A 16109-nucleotide genomic window follows, 5' to 3' on the forward strand; every position below is an offset into this window, starting at 1 on the left:
ATGTTTATTGAAATTGCCTACGGCCTCTTAGGCCTTGCCTTAGTAGCGCTTGTCATTTATATGATTTTTTTCCTCTCAAAGATTGGAAAAGTTGTAGATGAGACGCAAAAAACCATCCAAGTTTTGACATCAGATGTCAATGTTACCTTGCATCAGACCAATGATCTATTGGCAAAAGTCAATGTTTTAACGGATGATTTGAATCAAAAAGTTGCAACGATTGACCCACTCTTTACAGCCGTGGCGGATCTTTCAGAGTCTGTTTCAGATTTGAATGATCAAGCCCGTCAATTGAGTGTCAAAGCAGTGTCAGCTGGTGAAAAAACAGTGAAAGCCTCTATCGGATTAAAAGCGATTAAGATGGCTTCAAAATTATTTAAATAGAATCGAGGAAGAATATGGGACGTTTATCTAGTTTATTAATTGGTGTGATTTCAGGTGCTTCAGCAGCCTACTATTTATCAACAGAGCAAGGAAAGAAAGTCACTAAAAAAGTGGTGCGCTTCGTAAAAGATTATCAAGAAGATCCTCAAGAAGTACATGAATCGGTAAAACAAACTGCTAAGGATGTTTCAAAACAAGCAGCAGAAGTGATCCAACAAACCAAAGAAAAAGTTGGTTCTGGAGAAATTACGACAGGAACTGTTTTGGAATCTGTCAAAGAAAAAACGCAAGATGTGGTTGAAAAATCTCAAGAAGTCTATCACTCATTTAAGGATAAACTTCAAAAAGAAAATCTAAGTGGCAATGACTTGGTTCAATCCATTCGCAAACAAACAGAATCTGAAGACATCGTGTTAGAGTTGGATGAAAAAGATTCTAAAGAAGCAGCTGAAGAAGAAACAAAAGAAGTATAAAAAAAATGAGGCTCAGTGAGCCTCATTTTTTATGGAAGGTAAGATGGCAATTGGCAGTTAAGTTTTGTCTTCCAACTGTTATTCCAATTAAAAAAATTCGAGTAAATAAAAAAATCAGGCGAACCTGATTTTTATTTTTTTCGTTTATTGTAGTAAATTCGGAATCCTTGAATACTAGCAAAGCTAGAACCAATAGCTAAGGCAAACGCAAAGAAGGTATTCATTTTCGTTGCTAAAAAGATAAAACTAAACACAACTGTCAACACACAGAAAATAGCGATATTTAAAAAATATAGCAATTCACTTAATTGAGGCGCGGGTTCAACTTCAGGAGCGTAGTCCTGAATAGGGGTTTCTTGGGTTTGTTTGGTTAATTCGATATAATCGAATTCTTCATCATAGTGTCTTAAATTTCTTACGGGCATTTTCTCTCTCCTAACAGTACTCTATTATTCTATCATGAATTCAGGTATATAAATGTTACAAAAATGTTACAAATTTTACAAAATGAATAAATTTTTCTAGAATATCGGAATTTTTGTTATAATGGTTCTATGAAAAATATTATTATTACAGCAACAGCAGAGAGTGTTGAGCAAGCGCAAGCCCTGATTGATGCAGGGGTTGACCGAATCTATGTCGGTGAAAAAGATTACGGATTACGATTGCCTCAAACTTTAAGCTATGACGAAATAAATCGAATTGCCCAATTAGTCCATGCTGCTGGCAAAGAATTGACAGTAGCTGTAAATGCACTCATGCACCAATCGATGATGGATTCAATCAAGCCTTTCCTAGATTTTCTAAAGGAAATTCAGGCTGATTATATTACTGTCGGAGATGCGGGCGTTTTTTATGTCTTGAAACGAGATGGCTATCCATTCAAAACGATTTACGATGCCTCAACCATGGTCACTTCTAGCCGCCAGATCAATTTCTGGGGAAAACAAGCAGGAGCTTCTGAGGCTGTTTTGGCTCGTGAGATTCCATCTGCCGAATTATTCGTAATGGCTGAGAATCTTCAGATTCCAGCAGAGGTCTTGGTCTATGGTGCTAGCATTATCCACCATTCGAAACGGCCTCTTCTTCAGAATTATTACAACTTTATCAAGACAGAAGAGTCTGTGACCAAAGCTCGCGATCTGTTCTTAGCAGAACCAGGAGATCCAAATTCTCATTATTCAGTCTATGAGGACAAACATGGAACCCATATCTTCTCAAATAATGACTTGAATATGATGACCAAATTGTCTGAGTTGGTAGAACATGGATTTGATCATTGGAAACTCGATGGTGTCTACTGTCCGGGGGAAAAATTTGTCAAGATTACAGAGTACTTTGTCAAGGCCCGTGATTTGATTCAAAAAGGAACATTTACACAGGATCAAGCCTATCTGTTTGATGAAGAAATCCGCAAATTACATCCAGCTAATCGTGGTTTGGATACTGGTTTCTATGATTACGAACCAGATCGTGTAAAATAATAAAAAAACTAGGGCTTCTTCGTTTGTGAGTTTTCCTTTTTCAGGGAACGAAGAGGCTATTCATCATATCGACAATCTTGTAAATTGGAGAAAACATGACAAATACAAAAAAACGTCCAGAGGTCTTGGTACCTGCTGGAACATTAGAAAAATTAAAAGTTGCCGTTAATTATGGGGCAGACGCTGTGTTCGTTGGTGGACAAGCCTATGGGTTGCGTAGTCGTGCCGGAAACTTCACCATGGATGAGCTTCGTGAAGGAATTGAGTATGCTCATGCCCGTGGAGTGGATGTGCACGTCGCTTCAAACATGGTGACCCATGAGGGAAATGAACAAGGGGCTGGTGAATGGTTCCGTGAATTACGGGATATGGGCCTTGACGCCGTGATCGTCTCAGACCCGGCCTTGATTGAAATCTGTGCAACCTATGCACCTGGACTCAATATTCACTTGTCTACGCAAGCTTCTGCAACCAATGTGGAGACCTTCCATTTCTGGAAAGAATATGGCTTGACCCGTGTCGTCTTGGCCCGTGAGGTATCCATGGAAGAGTTGGCAGAGATCCGTAAGCGTACCGATCTTGAGATCGAAGCTTTCGTTCATGGAGCTATGTGTATTTCCTATTCCGGACGTTGTACCCTTTCTAACCACATGTCTGACCGGGATGCCAACCGTGGTGGCTGTTCTCAATCTTGTCGTTGGAAATACGATCTCTACGATATGCCATTTGGCCAAGAACGCAAGAGTATCAAAGGGCAAGTCCCAGAAGAATACTCTATGTCAGCCGTGGACATGTGTATGATCGAAAATATTCCAGACATGATTGATAATGGGGTTGATAGCTTGAAGATTGAAGGCCGGATGAAATCTGTCCATTACGTATCAACAGTAGCCAACTGTTACAAGGCAGCTTGTGATGCCTATATGGAAAGTCCAGAAGCCTTTTATGCCATCAAGGATGATTTGATCAATGAATTGTGGAAGGTTGCTCAACGTGAATTAGCAACTGGATTCTACTACCAAACACCGACTGAAAATGAACAATTGTTTGGGGCACGTCGTAAGATTCCTCAATACAAATTTGTAGGAGAAGTGGTGGACTTTGATCCATCTACCATGACTGCGACGATTCGCCAACGGAATGTCATCAATGAAGGCGACCAAGTGGAATTCTACGGACCAGGTTTCCGTCATTTTGAATGCCAGATCCAAGACTTGCATGATAAGGATGGAGTGAAGATTGATCGCGCACCAAATCCGATGGAACTTCTCACGATCACCGTCCCACAAGAAGTCAAGCCAGGAGATATGATTCGTTCTTGCCAAGAAGGTTTAATCAATCTCTACTCAAAAGATGGGGCAAGTAAAACCGTTCGAGTATAACAAAAAAAGAGAGGGTTAAACCTCTCTCAGAATGTAGACAAATCCTATCAGGAAAAGAAAAACTTCTCCTATAGAGTTTGGTTACCATATAGTGAAAACTCTTTGAATGCCTACATAATAGCATTTGTAAGAGTTTTTTTTCTGTATAATCAACTTTTAAATTGAATGCATTCTGTTTAGTTTTATTCTTTTCCATAAAGGTAACGACTAGCAATTAACCAAGTAGCAATATACATTATCACGTTAACAAGAAATGCGACAATGATGACCATATTCCAATCATGGGATAAATTAGTAGTTATAATCCCCATAATTGTTGTACCAAAAAGTCCACCAATTTGTTTGTTAGCGTTTAGAGTTGCACCTGCAATTCCAGATAATTCTTGACCAGCAGCTTCCATAAGAATGGTTGTAGTCGCTGGAGTTAAAACACCGATACCTAGACTCATTAAAGAAAATAAAGGAATTAGGATGTATAGTTGAATTTCATGAAAAAAGACTCCCATTCCAAAAATTCCTGCTGCTCCTACAATGGCAAAAATAATTGAGACAGTAGCTAGGCTCCCCACGGAAAATCGTTTTACAGCACGTGCATAAAATAAATTACCAATAATTAAGACAATCATTCCTGGTAGAATGAGGAGTCCAGAAATCATTGAGGAGAGGTTTAAATAAGTTTGAAAATAAAGACCTAGCACCAAAACGATACCATATAATGAAATATTAACCACTAAGCCCAACAGATTAGAGACAATAAACTTAGCATTTTTTAATAGTTGGTGGGGAACAATAGGTGCTTTACTTTTTTTATCGTGGACTACTAAACCAATAGCAAATAATAAAAACAGGAGAAGAAACAATAAAAGATTTAGGTTAGTATAGCCATATTGATTCCCTTCAACAAGGTAAATAACTAGACTTCCGATAGTTGCAACAAGAAAGATATTACTGAAAATGTCAATTCTGGTCTTTGGATTGGCAATATTGTTTTTCACGAGAAGTAATATAGAAATTACTGTCAAAATTCCCAATGGAATATTGATTAAGAAAATACCCCTCCATCCGAAGTAGTTAATAATTAGTCCACCAATAAAAGAACCAGTACCGGTTGCAACAGAAATAATTGCTGTCCAAATTCCTAACATACGTGCTCTTTTAGTAGAATCAGGGTATGAAATGAATAAAAGTGCTAATGAACTAGGCATAAACAAAGAAGCACCGAAACCTTGAATGAATCTAAGTATAATTAATGTTTCAATATTTGGTGAAAAAGAGCACCCAAATGAGGCAAGTGTAAAAATTGTCATTCCAAATAATAAAATTCGTTTAGAACCATATTTTGTTGTTAGATTTCCTGAAAGTAGGAGTAAAGACCCTAAAGCTAGTGTATAGGCGTTAATAATCCAAATGGATTGCTCTAATGAGACGCTCATAGCTGTTTCAATATGGGGAACAGCAAGAACCACTCCGGTTGTATCTAGGACCGCCATAATGTATCCTAGTGAAAGAATAAAAAGTAGATAAGCTGGCGCTTTTGTATTTGTTTTTTTCATCAAGCTTCCTCCGTTATTTCATCAAACCAATTTTCATTTATCAATCAAAAGCAATATATTTAACTTTCTGAAAACATTTTACTTGAGTATATCCAGTGCCAAAGTATCTTCCATCAGCGCAACCGAGAATATCTTTGATACGGTCAAACTTAGTTATAATATCCATAGTAATTTCCCCTTTCAAATGATATAATTAGCTTATCATGTAATTATTTCTGAAACAAGAAGGGAAAAAAAGTATAGTAACTATCAAAAAAGGAGGAAACGAATGGAGACTTGCATGAAGCAATCTTTGAAAAAATCAATTTGTCCAGCAAGAAGGGTCTTGAATTTACTAAAAGGTAAATTTACTCTTGAGATCTTATCTGAAATTATTGATGGTAATATACATTATAGTAGTCTTTTGCGTAGTGTAGAAGGTATTAATCCTAGAATATTAGCTCAACGGTTACATGATTTCGAGCAAGAAGGTATTTTATCAAGAAAAGTTTTACCGACATCGCCTCCACAGGTTGAATATAAAATGACAAAAAAAGGTATTGCTCTAAGAAGTATCGTTGAAGAAATGAAAAAATGGGAGCAAACTTATGGTGATTAGAGATTAGATTGAATTTACGTAATTTATTACTAATATTTTTCTATAAATAGATAATGTAATTACGAAAGATTTGGTAACCTTTTTAATCAAGGCAACGTCAATACTAGTAGTATGTACTGGAATTTTTTTGATACTCTAATAAATATAGAAATGAGATTGAAAGTAATAAAAACAAACGCCAAAAATGACGTTTGTCTTCAATATAAAAGAGAGGGTTAAACCTCTCCTTTTTGTTGGGCGATGCGAATATTATTGGGGACCAAACTGATTTTCTGGATCTCAGAAATCCGAATAATCGTGGACATACTCTTTTTAAAATTTTTCACGATCAGTTGTCGGCGTTCTTGGTCATACTTGACAATATCACCTGTAAAACTCTTGTTTGAAAAAATAACATGAACCCCTTGTTTTTTTCGCAAAGCTTGTTGAATGATGTCAATAATTCTCTCATCTTCTAATGGGGCAGGGGTACTGACTTTTCCATTGAAAAATTCATTTGCTCGGTCTTTAACGATCTCGAGAAATTTTTTCATAGCTAAATTCTCCATAACTTGATACAATATATTATAGATAATTTCAACGATTTTGTAAATGATTTACGAATAATAGAGATGAGAAGGCAAGAAAGGAGTCGTGAAATGGCAGAATTTTCATTCCAAATCGAAGAACATTTACTGGTCTTGTCAGAAAATGACAAGGGTTGGACCAAGGAATTGAACCGTGTAAGTTTTAACGGTGCTCCAGCTAAGTATGATATCCGGACCTGGAGTCCCGACCATACAAAGATGGGGAAAGGCATTACACTCACGAACGAAGAGTTTCAAGTTATGCTCGATGCATTTAAAAATTAAAATAAAAAGAGGTCCTTCAAGGACTTCTTTTTTTGTTATAGTCTAAGACTATATAGATGTCAAAGATATTAGATTATCCCAAACCCTTGTTTGTCAGGTGTTGGACTGCTATAATGGTTGCATTGATGAATTAATGTAAAACTTATAGGAAAGAGGGAATCATATTGACACATACACATGCACCTTATCGCGTAGACCATGTTGGTTCATTTCTTCGTCCAGCAGCTTTGGTTCAAGCTCGTGAAGATTTCGCAGCTGGAAAAATCAGTCAGTCTGACTTAACAAAAGTAGAAGATCAGGCGATTCGTGACCTCGTTGAAAAAGAAATTGTTGCTGGTCTAAAGTCAGTAACAGATGGAGAATTCCGCCGAGCTTATTGGCATTTGGATTTCTTCTGGGGCTTTGGGGGCATTGATCATGTCCAAGCTGCCCAAGGCTATCAATTCCATGATGAAACAACCAAGGCGGACTCAGCGCTTGTCGTTGGAAAAATCACAGGAGCCAATCATCCATTTGTAGAGCATTACAAGTTCTTGAGGGATCTTGTGGCAGATGTAGATGGTGTAGAGGCTAAATATACCATCCCAGCACCTGCGCAATTCTATTTTGAATTGATCCGTGATGCAGAACATGTAGAACAATTGAATACCATCTATCCTGATTTTGCGGCTGTTCGTGAAGATATCAAGCAAGCCTATCTTCAAGTGATTCAAGATTTGTATGACGCTGGACTTAGGACCCTTCAAGTAGATGATTGTACTTGGGGTGTCTTGGTAGATGATAATTTCTTGACGGCTTGGGGAGCAGCTCAAGGCAAGTCAAAAGATGAGGTTCGCCGAGAACTCGCTGATCTCTTCTTGACCTTTAACAACGATGTCTACCAAAATGTTCCAGCTGGTTTGACCGTCAATACGCACGTTTGTCGTGGGAACTTCCATTCTACTTGGGCTTCATCAGGTGGTTATGCGCCGATTGCCAAAGAACTCCTTGGAGAAGAAGCCGTCAATGCTTACTTCCTAGAGTTTGACACTGATCGTGCTGGTGGTTTTGAACCACTTGCAGAAGTAACTCCTGGAAAAGGTGTGGTATTAGGCCTCTTGACATCTAAGAGTGGTCAATTGGAGAATAAGGACGAAGTGATTGCTCGTATTAAAGAAGCAAGTCAGTATGTACCGTTGGAAAATCTTTACCTGTCTACTCAGTGTGGCTTTGCTTCGACAGAAGAAGGAAACATTTTGACAGAAGAAGACCAATGGAAAAAAATCGGTTTGATTAAGGAAATTGTCGCTGAAGTTTGGGGCGAATAAGGAGGAAGAAACATGTCAGATTTACTAAGTATTTATAAAGAATTGCAAGCTAAAAAATGGGTGGACTTGAGTCACCAAATCAATGCGGAAAGTCCACACTTCCCAGCCCTTCCTGCCTTGCAACAAGAAGATCTTTTCACATTAAAAGATGGTTTCCATGTTCAAAAATTTACAGTGGTTGGTCAATACGGAACGCATATCGATGCACCGATTCACTTTGTAGAAGGGGGCCGTTGGTTGGATGAGATTGACCTCAAAGATCTCCTCTTGCCACTTTATGTTATCGACAAGTCTAAAGAAGTTGCTGCCAATCCAAACTTTATCTTGAGCAAACAAGATATCTTAGACTTTGAGGCAGAGCATGGACAAATTGCTGAGGGTGCTTTTGTTGCCTTCCGTAGTGATTGGTCAAAACGTTGGCCAGATCAAGATGCTATGCGCAATCTTGATGAAAATGGGGTTCAACAAAGTCCAGGATGGAGCCGTGAAGCCTTGGAATTCTTGATTCATGAACGCCATGTTAAGGCTGTGGGTCATGAAACCTTTGATACCGATGCAGGTATTCCAGCAGCAGAGCATGGCTTGGTCAATGAATACTACCTCTTGGAACAAAATATCTACCAAGTTGAAGTCTTGAACCAATTGGACCAAGTTCCAGCTGTAGGTTCTTTGATTTCGATTGCTTTCCCTCACTGGGACAAGGCAACTGGTTCACCTGTCCGTGCCATTGCCATCTTACCATAAACAAAGAAAAAGAGAGTGGGACAGAAATCGGTAATTTGATAGAATTCGATTTCGTCGTCCCACCTCCGCACAGTTGAGTAGGGCTGTAAAAGCTGATGGAATCAGCGTATTAGAGCCCACTCAACCACTGCGTCTTGCTCGACAATCCAAAAACAATTGAGAGGCTAGGACTTTTGCCCCAGCCTCTTATTTTTTATCTCATTGTCACAAATTCTTCGGATCCGGTTGGGTGAATGGCGACAGTTGCATCGAAATCGGCTTTTGTCGCTCCCATCTTGATAGCAACTGCAAATCCTTGGATCATTTCATCCACTCCGTAGCCAAGACCGTGAAGGCCAACGACTTTTTCTTCTGGTCCTGCTGTGATGAGTTTAAATTTTGCTTGCTGGCGGTGTTGGGTTACAGCAGTGTACATGGAAGCAAATTGAGAAGTATAGACTTTGATATTCTCTTTTCCATAAGTTTGATGGGCTTCTTCCTCCGTTAGGCCAACGGTTCCGATAGCGGGGTGAGAAAAGACAACGGTCGGGATGTTTGTATAATCCATTTTGGCATTCACTTTTCCATTGAATAGTCGTTCAGAAAGAGTGCGTCCAGCTTTAATAGCGACAGGAGTTAATTCTTTTTCTCCTGTGACATCCCCAAGAGCATAGATTCCTGGAATAACTGTATTCTGGTATTCATCTACTTCAATGAATCCCTTTTCATTTAAGGTGACGCCTGCAGCTTCTAGATTGAGATCCTGGACGTTTGGTTTTCGTCCTGTTGCCCAGATAACATGATCTGCCACGTGGCTGGTCATATCCTCAAAATAAATCTTCACACGACCGTCTTCTAATTTTTCAAGCTTCATGGGAACCTTATGTTTGTGAAGCGGAAGGTTTTGTTTTTCCATTTCTTCCATTAAGCCATCGACAATGTAGGAATCAAACTTTCTTAAGGGACGATCACCGCGAACGAAGAGATCGGTCTGAACACCAAGGGCATGGAGCACACCGGCTAGTTCCACTGCGATGTAGCCAGCTCCAATAATGGCAACAGATGTAGGAAGTTCTTCCCAAGCAAAGACATCATCAGAAGTTTCGCCAAATTCAGCTCCAGGAACAGAAGGAATAAAGGGATGGGCACCGGTCGCAATTACGATATGCTTGGCCTTAATGGTTTCTCCATTTACCTCAACCGTATGAGCATCCACAAAACGGGCACGTCCTTCAATTCGTTCAACCCCATTGCGTTTGAAACTGCCATCATAGGAATTACGGGAACGGTCAATATAGGCTTCGCGATTTTTTCTTAAGGTTGCAAAATCAAATTTTGTCTGTTCAGAAGTAAATCCATAGTCTGGTCCATAATCGCGAATTGCTTCTGCAATTTGTGCACCATACCACATAATCTTTTTAGGCACACATCCTCTGTTGACACAGGTGCCACCCAATTGTTTTTCTTCAATGACAGCAGCGCGCGCTCCGTACTCTCCAGCCCGGTTCATCGTAGCGATTCCTCCACTACCTCCACCGATTGAAATAATATCAAATTCTTTCATGTTTTCCTCCTAAATGGGACTTCAGTTTGATTGTAATATCAACTGTTACAAAAGTCAAGGGTTTAGCATGTTACCAAGCATTTAAATTTCATGTTGCCGTGTCAATTTTAGATAGAAAAGTAAGGAAATATGGTATACTATGGTATAGAATAAAACGCTTTCTTTGATGGAGAAAAACGATGAAGAAATTGAAAAAATGGCAACTATTTGCAGCTGCAGGTGCAGCTATTGCGGTGATTGGAACAGGAAGTGTGATGGTGTTTTCGCACCCAAGTACTCCTGATCAAGCAATCACGAAAGAAACTCCAATGGTGCAAACGGTCAAGGATGGATCGATCGCTTCTTCAGTCTTGTTAACTGGGAAAGTCACTGCCAACCAGGAGCAGTATGTCTATTTTGATGGAACCAAAGGGGATTTGCAGTCGATTTTGGTCAATGTAGGAGATCAAGTAACAGCCGGTCAGCCGATTGTTCAGTATAGCAGTACAGAGGCCCAAACCGCTTATGATGCAGCCGTTCGTGCTGTCAATAAGGCAGATCGTCAGTTAAATGATTTACTGACAAATGGTGTGACCATTGATACGACAGGAGATGAAGAAGCAGATGCCAAATCGGCTTCGCAGACCCAACGAACAGTCGATTCTCAAGCTAGCGATTTACGAGATGCTAAGTCAGATGCGGTCGATAATATGAACAAGGCTAAGGCTCTTCTGGATGCGACAACAGTCAGGAGTAATACAGATGGTACCGTGGTCGAAGTCAATAAAGATGTTTCAAAATCGACTACAGGGACCAACCAAACTCTGGTTCACATTGTGAGCAACGGGAATTTACAAGTTAAAGGGGAATTATCTGAATACAATTTGGCCAATATCTCTGAGGGTCAGGAAGTGGTCCTCACTTCCAAGGTTTATCCGGATAAAACCTGGACAGGAAAGATTTCTTATGTAGCGAACTATCCGACTGACGCGGGTCAAGCAGGTGCCAATGCAGCAGGTGGAACACAAGGAAGCGGTGGAGCCAAGTACCCATTTACAGTGGATATTACCAGTGAGATTGGAGAACTCAAACAAGGCTTTTCTGTCAATATTGAAGTCAAAAGTTCTACTCAACATCCCCTTGTTCCCGTGACAAGTGTCATGGCTGATGGGGATACGAGTTATGTATGGACGGTCGAAAATGGCAAGGCTAAGAAAGTAAAAGTAACTCTTGGTAACGCCGATGCTGAAAACCAGGAAATCTTGTCAGGCTTGAAGAAAGATGCTCAAGTTATTGTGAATCCTAATGAGAAACTGGAAGATGGAAAAGAGATCGGAAAATATGACAAAATTGATTGAGCTAAAAGGAATTAATAAAACCTATAAAAATGGGGATCAGGAACTTCGTGTCTTAAAAGACATCGATTTAGAAGTCGAAGAGGGAGAATTTGTGGCCATTATGGGTCCATCTGGCTCAGGGAAATCGACCTTGATGAACGTCATTGGCTTGTTGGACCGCCCGACCAGTGGAGAGTATTTCCTAGAAGGTCAGGAGGTTGGAAATCTCAGTGAGAAAAAATTAGCACGTGTTCGAAATGAACAGATCGGTTTTGTCTTTCAACAATTCTTTCTTCTCTCTAAGCTCAATGCCTTTCAAAATGTAGAACTGCCTCTCATTTATGCAGGGGTTCATCCTGCTAAACGGAAGGAATTAGCTGAGCAGTACCTTGAAAAGGTGGAGCTCCATTCTCGCATGCACCATTTGCCGTCGGAACTCTCAGGGGGTCAAAAACAGCGGGTTGCGATTGCTCGAGCCCTTGTCAATCAGCCAGCCATCGTCTTAGCAGATGAGCCGACTGGAGCCCTAGATACCAAGACGGGGGAGCAAATAATGGACTTGTTAACCAAGCTAAACCAAGAAGGAAAAACCATTATCATGGTTACACACGAGCCAGAAATTGCAGCCTTTGCGCATCGCCGCATCGTCATTCGTGATGGAGTGATCTCCTCAGATAGCAAGCTGGAAAGGGGGACCTAATGCAAAATTGGAAATTTGCGATCAGCTCGATTATGAGCCATAAATTACGGTCTTTCTTGACCATGGTAGGGATCATTATTGGGGTCGCTTCTGTCGTTGTCATCATGGCTCTGGGAGATGGTATGAAAGCTGGTGTCACCAAGACCTTCACCAAGGACCAAGAGTATGTACAAATCTCCTATTCTCCCAACAAGAGTGGCTATGTAACAGGAATCAATATTGGCCCTTCTGATGATACTGGAGAAGGAGAAGGCGGAGGCGGAGGCGAAAGTGGCCCTGCAGCTGAAGACCGAGGGATGGCTGCTCCATCGGATATCGATGGGGAAAACGCTGAAGATGTTGATGGTCAAGTCCAAGAAGCACCACCAGTTGTGCAAGAATCTTGGGTTAAGGAATTAACCAAGATTCAAGGCATCGATGGTTACTATGTTAGCAATACCTCCAATGCAACCATTGCTTTTCAAAAGAAAAAAGCAGAAGGGGTAAACATCCAAGGGGTAAATGAAACCTATTTTTCTGTCAAAAAGGTTGAACTCTTATCTGGACGAAAATTAACCCCTTCAGACTATAGTAATTTCTCCCGGGTGGTGCTCCTTGATGAAGGATTGGCCCAACAATTATTTGGAACGGAGAATCCACTGAATCAGGTGGTCTCTGTTGGGGACAACAATTATCGTGTCGTTGGTATTTTCAAGGATCCAAATGCAGGGACAGCCCTCTATGGAGCTTCTTCAGGTGGAAGCGCCTTGATGGCCAATACCCAGCTGGCATCTGAATTCGGAACGGATGAAATTCAAAATATTGTCGTCCATGTGCCGGATGTGAAGCAGATCAAAACCGTCGGGATCGAAGCTGCTCAAAAGTTAACAGAACTTTCAGGTGTTCGCCAGGGAGAATTTCAAATCTTTAATTTGGATAGCATCCTAGAGGAAACCAACAAAGTAGTAGGAATTATGACATCAGTAATCGGAGCTATTGCTGGGATTTCTCTCTTAGTTGGTGGGATCGGAGTCATGAATATCATGTTGGTTTCTGTCACTGAGCGGACGAGAGAAATTGGCCTTCGCAAAGCATTGGGAGCAACCCGAGGTAAGATTCTGGTTCAATTTTTGATTGAGTCGATGGTCTTGACCATCATTGGTGGGCTGATTGGACTTGGCCTTGCTTATGGTGTGAATAGCTTGATTACTACACTCGCAGCAGCCTCCCTAGAAGGACCACCGATTATTTCCTTAAATGTCGCCATCGGCAGTATTATTTTCTCTGCTTTTGTAGGCATCATCTTTGGAATTTTACCAGCGAATAAGGCTTCTAAGTTAAATCCGATCGAAGCACTGCGTTATGAATAAAAAATAGGAGCGGGTCAGGATGAATGGTTCAGGATTCACCACGCTCCTTTTTTGTACTTTTGTCGAACCCTTTTCAATCATATTGTCTTATACAGGTCAAGCTATTTAGGTAGTCAACGACGGTCTTCAGATGTTTTAGAGTATTCATTCAAGAAGCTGCATTTTTTCTTCCTTCTTATTTTTGTTTAATTGGTAAATATTAGTGAATTTCTGGCCTAAATATGATAGAATAGGAGAGAATAACTTAGGAGGTTCCAAATGACTACTGAACATATGGAAGAATTAAATGACCAGCAGATTGTCCGTCGTGAGAAAATGGCGGCCCTTCGTGAACAAGGAATCGATCCATTTGGGAAGCGATTCGAACGCACTGCAAATTCAGGTCAATTAAAAGAAAAATATTCAGAATTAGATAAAGAACAACTCCACGACTTGAACGAAACAGCTATTATTGCCGGTCGTCTTGTAACAAAACGTGGAAAAGGAAAGGTTGGCTTTGCCCATCTTCAAGACCGTGAAGGTCAAATTCAGATCTACGTTCGTAAGGATGCAGTTGGAGAAGAAAACTACGAGATCTTCAAAAAAGCAGACCTTGGTGATTTCCTTGGTGTTGAAGGGGAAATCATGCGCACAGATATGGGTGAACTTTCGATTAAAGCAACTCATATCACTCACTTGTCAAAAGCCCTTCGTCCTTTGCCTGAAAAATTCCACGGACTTTCAGATGTTGAAACCATCTATCGCAAACGTTATTTGGATTTGATTTCAAACCGTGAAAGCTTCGAACGCTTTGTAACCCGTTCAAAAATCATCTCTGAAATCCGTCGTTATTTAGATGGTCAAGGATTCCTTGAAGTGGAAACACCAGTGCTTCACAATGAAGCTGGTGGTGCGGCTGCCAAACCATTTATCACTCACCACAATGCACAAAACATTGATATGGTGCTTCGTATCGCGACTGAGCTCCACTTGAAACGTTTGATTGTTGGTGGGATGGAATGCGTTTACGAAATCGGACGGATCTTCCGTAACGAAGGAATGGATGCCACTCACAACCCTGAGTTCACTTCGATCGAAGTCTACCAAGCTTACGCTGACTTCCACGATATCATGGACTTAACAGAAGGCATTATCCAACATGCTGCGAAAGCGGTCCATGGTGATGGTCCAATTGACTATCAAGGAACAGAAATCAAAATCAACGAACCATTCAAACGGGTTCACATGGTTGATGCGATCAAAGAAATCACAGGTGTTGACTTCTGGCAAGACATGACCTTTGAAGAAGCTGTAGCACTTGCAAACGAAAAACATGTGCCAGTTGAAAAACACTACACAGAAGTGGGACAAATTATCAATGCCTTCTTCGAAGAATTCGTTGAAGAAACTTTGACACAACCAACTTTTGTTTACGGTCACCCAGTAGCAGTATCTCCATTGGCTAAGAAAAATCCAGAAGACCCACGCTTCACTGACCGTTTCGAACTCTTCATTATGACCAAAGAGTATGCCAATGCCTTCACGGAATTGAATGATCCAATCGATCAATTGCAACGTTTTGAAGCGCAAGCGCGTGCCAAAGAATTGGGAGATGACGAAGCTACAGGCATCGACTATGACTATGTTGAAGCCCTTGAATATGGTATGCCACCAACAGGTGGACTTGGAATTGGTATTGACCGTCTCGTTATGTTGTTGACCAATGTAACAACGATTCGCGACGTTCTTCTCTTCCCAACTATGAAATAAGCTAAAAGAAAACACTGATCGCAAGATCAGTGTTTTTTAGTCTTCCATATAAGAGGTGTCGTTCCAAGTATCTAAGTGATAGTGCTCAAAATCATCTGTTGTCAGAATCGTCACGCTGGCATTATCTAGTCCGCCATTTTTGCGGAGTTCTCCTGTTTCATAACCAAGCAAGGTTCGAATAGAAGCTGTCAAATTAGCCCCATGTCCAACGATGAGAACAGTATCGAGTTCTTTTCCTTTCAAACTTTTTACAAAATCGCAGGTCCGTTTGGTTGTATCATAAACCGATTCTGCATCAAAGATTTCATTTTGGAAACGGGCTAGGTTATGTCGAAAGGCATCCATTTGTTGGGGATAAATGGACGTGATTGTAGCGATCTTAGCTCCTTCCAATTTTCCTAACTTCCACTCACGAAGAGCAGAAGTTAGTTGCAATACTATAGGTTTCTCTAATTGATCAATGATGATCTGTGCAGTATGAACAGCCCGTGGAAGATCACTTGTATAGGCTGCATCAAATGGAACGCTAGCTAAGTGCTTTCCTAGTTTTTCAAGCTGATGAATAGAGGCTGGTAACAGCGGAGAATCGCCATTTGATCCCTGAAAACGTCCTTCTTCATTCCATTCTGTCCGTCCGTGTCGTATAAAATATAGTTTCACAATCTTGTCTCCTTCT

Annotated in this window: 17 protein-coding genes; 12 read left to right on the forward strand and 5 right to left on the reverse strand. The window is 40.6% G+C overall.

Going from position 1 to position 16109, the window contains the following annotated elements; genetic code table 11:
- Positions 1-384 (forward strand): DUF948 domain-containing protein, encoded by a 384-nt coding sequence (locus RDV49_RS05190; protein WP_003008109.1) that lies wholly within the window; start codon positions 1-3, stop codon positions 382-384.
- Between the two features lie 14 nt (positions 385-398).
- On the forward strand, positions 399-857 hold the full coding sequence (locus RDV49_RS05195; protein ID WP_003008108.1) for a YtxH domain-containing protein: 459 nt from the start codon (positions 399-401) through the stop codon (positions 855-857).
- A gap of 131 nt (positions 858-988) precedes the next feature.
- On the opposite strand, the gene RDV49_RS05200 is transcribed toward RDV49_RS05195, so the two are convergent.
- Positions 989-1282 (reverse strand): DUF3270 family protein, encoded by a 294-nt coding sequence (locus RDV49_RS05200; protein ID WP_003008106.1) that lies wholly within the window; start codon positions 1280-1282, stop codon positions 989-991.
- A 129-nt stretch (positions 1283-1411) separates the two neighbouring features.
- Here RDV49_RS05200 and RDV49_RS05205 point away from each other — a divergent pair, with 129 nt between their 5' ends.
- Entirely contained in the window at positions 1412-2341 is a 930-nt protein-coding gene (locus RDV49_RS05205) for a peptidase U32 family protein (RefSeq protein ID WP_003008104.1), read from the forward strand.
- 95 nt (positions 2342-2436) lie between these two features.
- Complete coding sequence (locus RDV49_RS05210) at positions 2437-3723, forward strand: peptidase U32 family protein (protein WP_003002878.1); 1287 nt, start codon at positions 2437-2439, stop codon at positions 3721-3723.
- Between the two features lie 182 nt (positions 3724-3905).
- On the opposite strand, the gene RDV49_RS05215 is transcribed toward RDV49_RS05210, so the two are convergent.
- Positions 3906-5276 carry an MFS transporter gene (locus RDV49_RS05215; protein ID WP_003008103.1) on the reverse strand — a complete coding sequence of 457 codons (1371 nt, stop codon included), beginning with the start codon at positions 5274-5276 and terminating at the stop codon, positions 3906-3908.
- Between the two features lie 268 nt (positions 5277-5544).
- Here RDV49_RS05215 and RDV49_RS05220 point away from each other — a divergent pair, with 268 nt between their 5' ends.
- Complete coding sequence (locus RDV49_RS05220; RefSeq protein WP_037607991.1) at positions 5545-5874, forward strand: winged helix-turn-helix transcriptional regulator; 330 nt, start codon at positions 5545-5547, stop codon at positions 5872-5874.
- Positions 5875-6089: 215 nt separating this feature from the next.
- On the opposite strand, the gene RDV49_RS05225 is transcribed toward RDV49_RS05220, so the two are convergent.
- The gene (locus tag RDV49_RS05225) at positions 6090-6422 is read right to left on the reverse strand and encodes a hypothetical protein (protein WP_003008097.1); all 333 of its coding nucleotides are present in this window, start codon (positions 6420-6422) and stop codon (positions 6090-6092) included.
- A gap of 90 nt (positions 6423-6512) precedes the next feature.
- Here RDV49_RS05225 and RDV49_RS05230 point away from each other — a divergent pair, with 90 nt between their 5' ends.
- The 3 genes from RDV49_RS05230 to RDV49_RS05240 all read left to right on the forward strand — a co-directional run bounded on the left by RDV49_RS05230 (position 6513) and on the right by RDV49_RS05240 (position 8776).
- Positions 6513-6725: a YdbC family protein gene (locus RDV49_RS05230; protein WP_003002541.1), complete on the forward strand. Its 213-nt coding sequence runs from the start codon at positions 6513-6515 to the stop codon at positions 6723-6725.
- Between the two features lie 164 nt (positions 6726-6889).
- On the forward strand, positions 6890-8032 hold the full coding sequence (locus RDV49_RS05235; RefSeq protein ID WP_003008093.1) for a 5-methyltetrahydropteroyltriglutamate--homocysteine S-methyltransferase: 1143 nt from the start codon (positions 6890-6892) through the stop codon (positions 8030-8032).
- Positions 8033-8044: 12 nt separating this feature from the next.
- A complete protein-coding gene (locus tag RDV49_RS05240; RefSeq protein ID WP_003008090.1) occupies positions 8045-8776 on the forward strand; it encodes a cyclase family protein in 732 nt (243 codons plus the stop codon).
- 193 nt (positions 8777-8969) lie between these two features.
- Here RDV49_RS05240 and gorA read toward each other — a convergent pair whose 3' ends face one another.
- Complete coding sequence (gorA, locus tag RDV49_RS05245) at positions 8970-10319, reverse strand: glutathione-disulfide reductase (protein WP_003008085.1); 1350 nt, start codon at positions 10317-10319, stop codon at positions 8970-8972.
- A 179-nt stretch (positions 10320-10498) separates the two neighbouring features.
- Here gorA and RDV49_RS05250 point away from each other — a divergent pair, with 179 nt between their 5' ends.
- The 4 genes from RDV49_RS05250 (at position 10499) to lysS (ending at position 15433) form a co-directional block, all read left to right on the forward strand.
- Positions 10499-11656 (forward strand): efflux RND transporter periplasmic adaptor subunit, encoded by a 1158-nt coding sequence (locus tag RDV49_RS05250; protein ID WP_003008081.1) that lies wholly within the window; start codon positions 10499-10501, stop codon positions 11654-11656.
- The gene (locus RDV49_RS05255; protein ID WP_003002759.1) at positions 11640-12335 is read left to right on the forward strand and encodes an ABC transporter ATP-binding protein; all 696 of its coding nucleotides are present in this window, start codon (positions 11640-11642) and stop codon (positions 12333-12335) included. Before RDV49_RS05250 ends, RDV49_RS05255 begins: the two co-directional genes overlap by 17 nt.
- Positions 12335-13684, forward strand: a complete 1350-nt coding sequence (locus RDV49_RS05260) for an ABC transporter permease (RefSeq protein WP_003008077.1) — start codon at positions 12335-12337, stop codon at positions 13682-13684. The genes RDV49_RS05255 and RDV49_RS05260 overlap by 1 nt, the downstream gene beginning before the upstream one ends.
- A 258-nt stretch (positions 13685-13942) precedes the next feature.
- On the forward strand, positions 13943-15433 hold the full coding sequence (lysS, locus tag RDV49_RS05265) for a lysine--tRNA ligase (protein WP_003008071.1): 1491 nt from the start codon (positions 13943-13945) through the stop codon (positions 15431-15433).
- A 36-nt stretch (positions 15434-15469) separates the two neighbouring features.
- On the opposite strand, the gene RDV49_RS05270 is transcribed toward lysS, so the two are convergent.
- The gene (locus tag RDV49_RS05270) at positions 15470-16093 is read right to left on the reverse strand and encodes a histidine phosphatase family protein (RefSeq protein ID WP_003008068.1); all 624 of its coding nucleotides are present in this window, start codon (positions 16091-16093) and stop codon (positions 15470-15472) included.
- Between the last annotated feature and the right edge of the window lie 16 nt (positions 16094-16109).

This window comes from Streptococcus parasanguinis (assembly GCF_031582885.1).
Lineage (GTDB): Bacteria > Bacillota > Bacilli > Lactobacillales > Streptococcaceae > Streptococcus > Streptococcus parasanguinis_M.

Excerpts from the sequence above, each read along its gene's own strand:
- RDV49_RS05190 (WP_003008109.1), top strand. The coding sequence starts at position 1 with ATGTTTATTGAAATTGCCTACGGCCTCTTAGGCCTTGCCTTAGTAGCG.
- RDV49_RS05195 (WP_003008108.1), top strand. The coding sequence starts at position 399 with ATGGGACGTTTATCTAGTTTATTAATTGGTGTGATTTCAGGTGCTTCA.
- RDV49_RS05200 (WP_003008106.1), bottom strand. The coding sequence starts at position 1,282 with ATGCCCGTAAGAAATTTAAGACACTATGATGAAGAATTCGATTATATC.
- RDV49_RS05205 (WP_003008104.1), top strand. The coding sequence starts at position 1,412 with ATGAAAAATATTATTATTACAGCAACAGCAGAGAGTGTTGAGCAAGCG.
- RDV49_RS05210 (WP_003002878.1), top strand. The coding sequence starts at position 2,437 with ATGACAAATACAAAAAAACGTCCAGAGGTCTTGGTACCTGCTGGAACA.
- RDV49_RS05215 (WP_003008103.1), bottom strand. The coding sequence starts at position 5,276 with ATGAAAAAAACAAATACAAAAGCGCCAGCTTATCTACTTTTTATTCTT.
- RDV49_RS05220 (WP_037607991.1), top strand. The coding sequence starts at position 5,545 with ATGGAGACTTGCATGAAGCAATCTTTGAAAAAATCAATTTGTCCAGCA.
- RDV49_RS05225 (WP_003008097.1), bottom strand. The coding sequence starts at position 6,422 with ATGGAGAATTTAGCTATGAAAAAATTTCTCGAGATCGTTAAAGACCGA.
- RDV49_RS05230 (WP_003002541.1), top strand. The coding sequence starts at position 6,513 with ATGGCAGAATTTTCATTCCAAATCGAAGAACATTTACTGGTCTTGTCA.
- RDV49_RS05240 (WP_003008090.1), top strand. The coding sequence starts at position 8,045 with ATGTCAGATTTACTAAGTATTTATAAAGAATTGCAAGCTAAAAAATGG.
- gorA (WP_003008085.1), bottom strand. The coding sequence starts at position 10,319 with ATGAAAGAATTTGATATTATTTCAATCGGTGGAGGTAGTGGAGGAATC.
- RDV49_RS05250 (WP_003008081.1), top strand. The coding sequence starts at position 10,499 with ATGAAGAAATTGAAAAAATGGCAACTATTTGCAGCTGCAGGTGCAGCT.
- RDV49_RS05255 (WP_003002759.1), top strand. The coding sequence starts at position 11,640 with ATGACAAAATTGATTGAGCTAAAAGGAATTAATAAAACCTATAAAAAT.
- RDV49_RS05260 (WP_003008077.1), top strand. The coding sequence starts at position 12,335 with ATGCAAAATTGGAAATTTGCGATCAGCTCGATTATGAGCCATAAATTA.
- lysS (WP_003008071.1), top strand. The coding sequence starts at position 13,943 with ATGACTACTGAACATATGGAAGAATTAAATGACCAGCAGATTGTCCGT.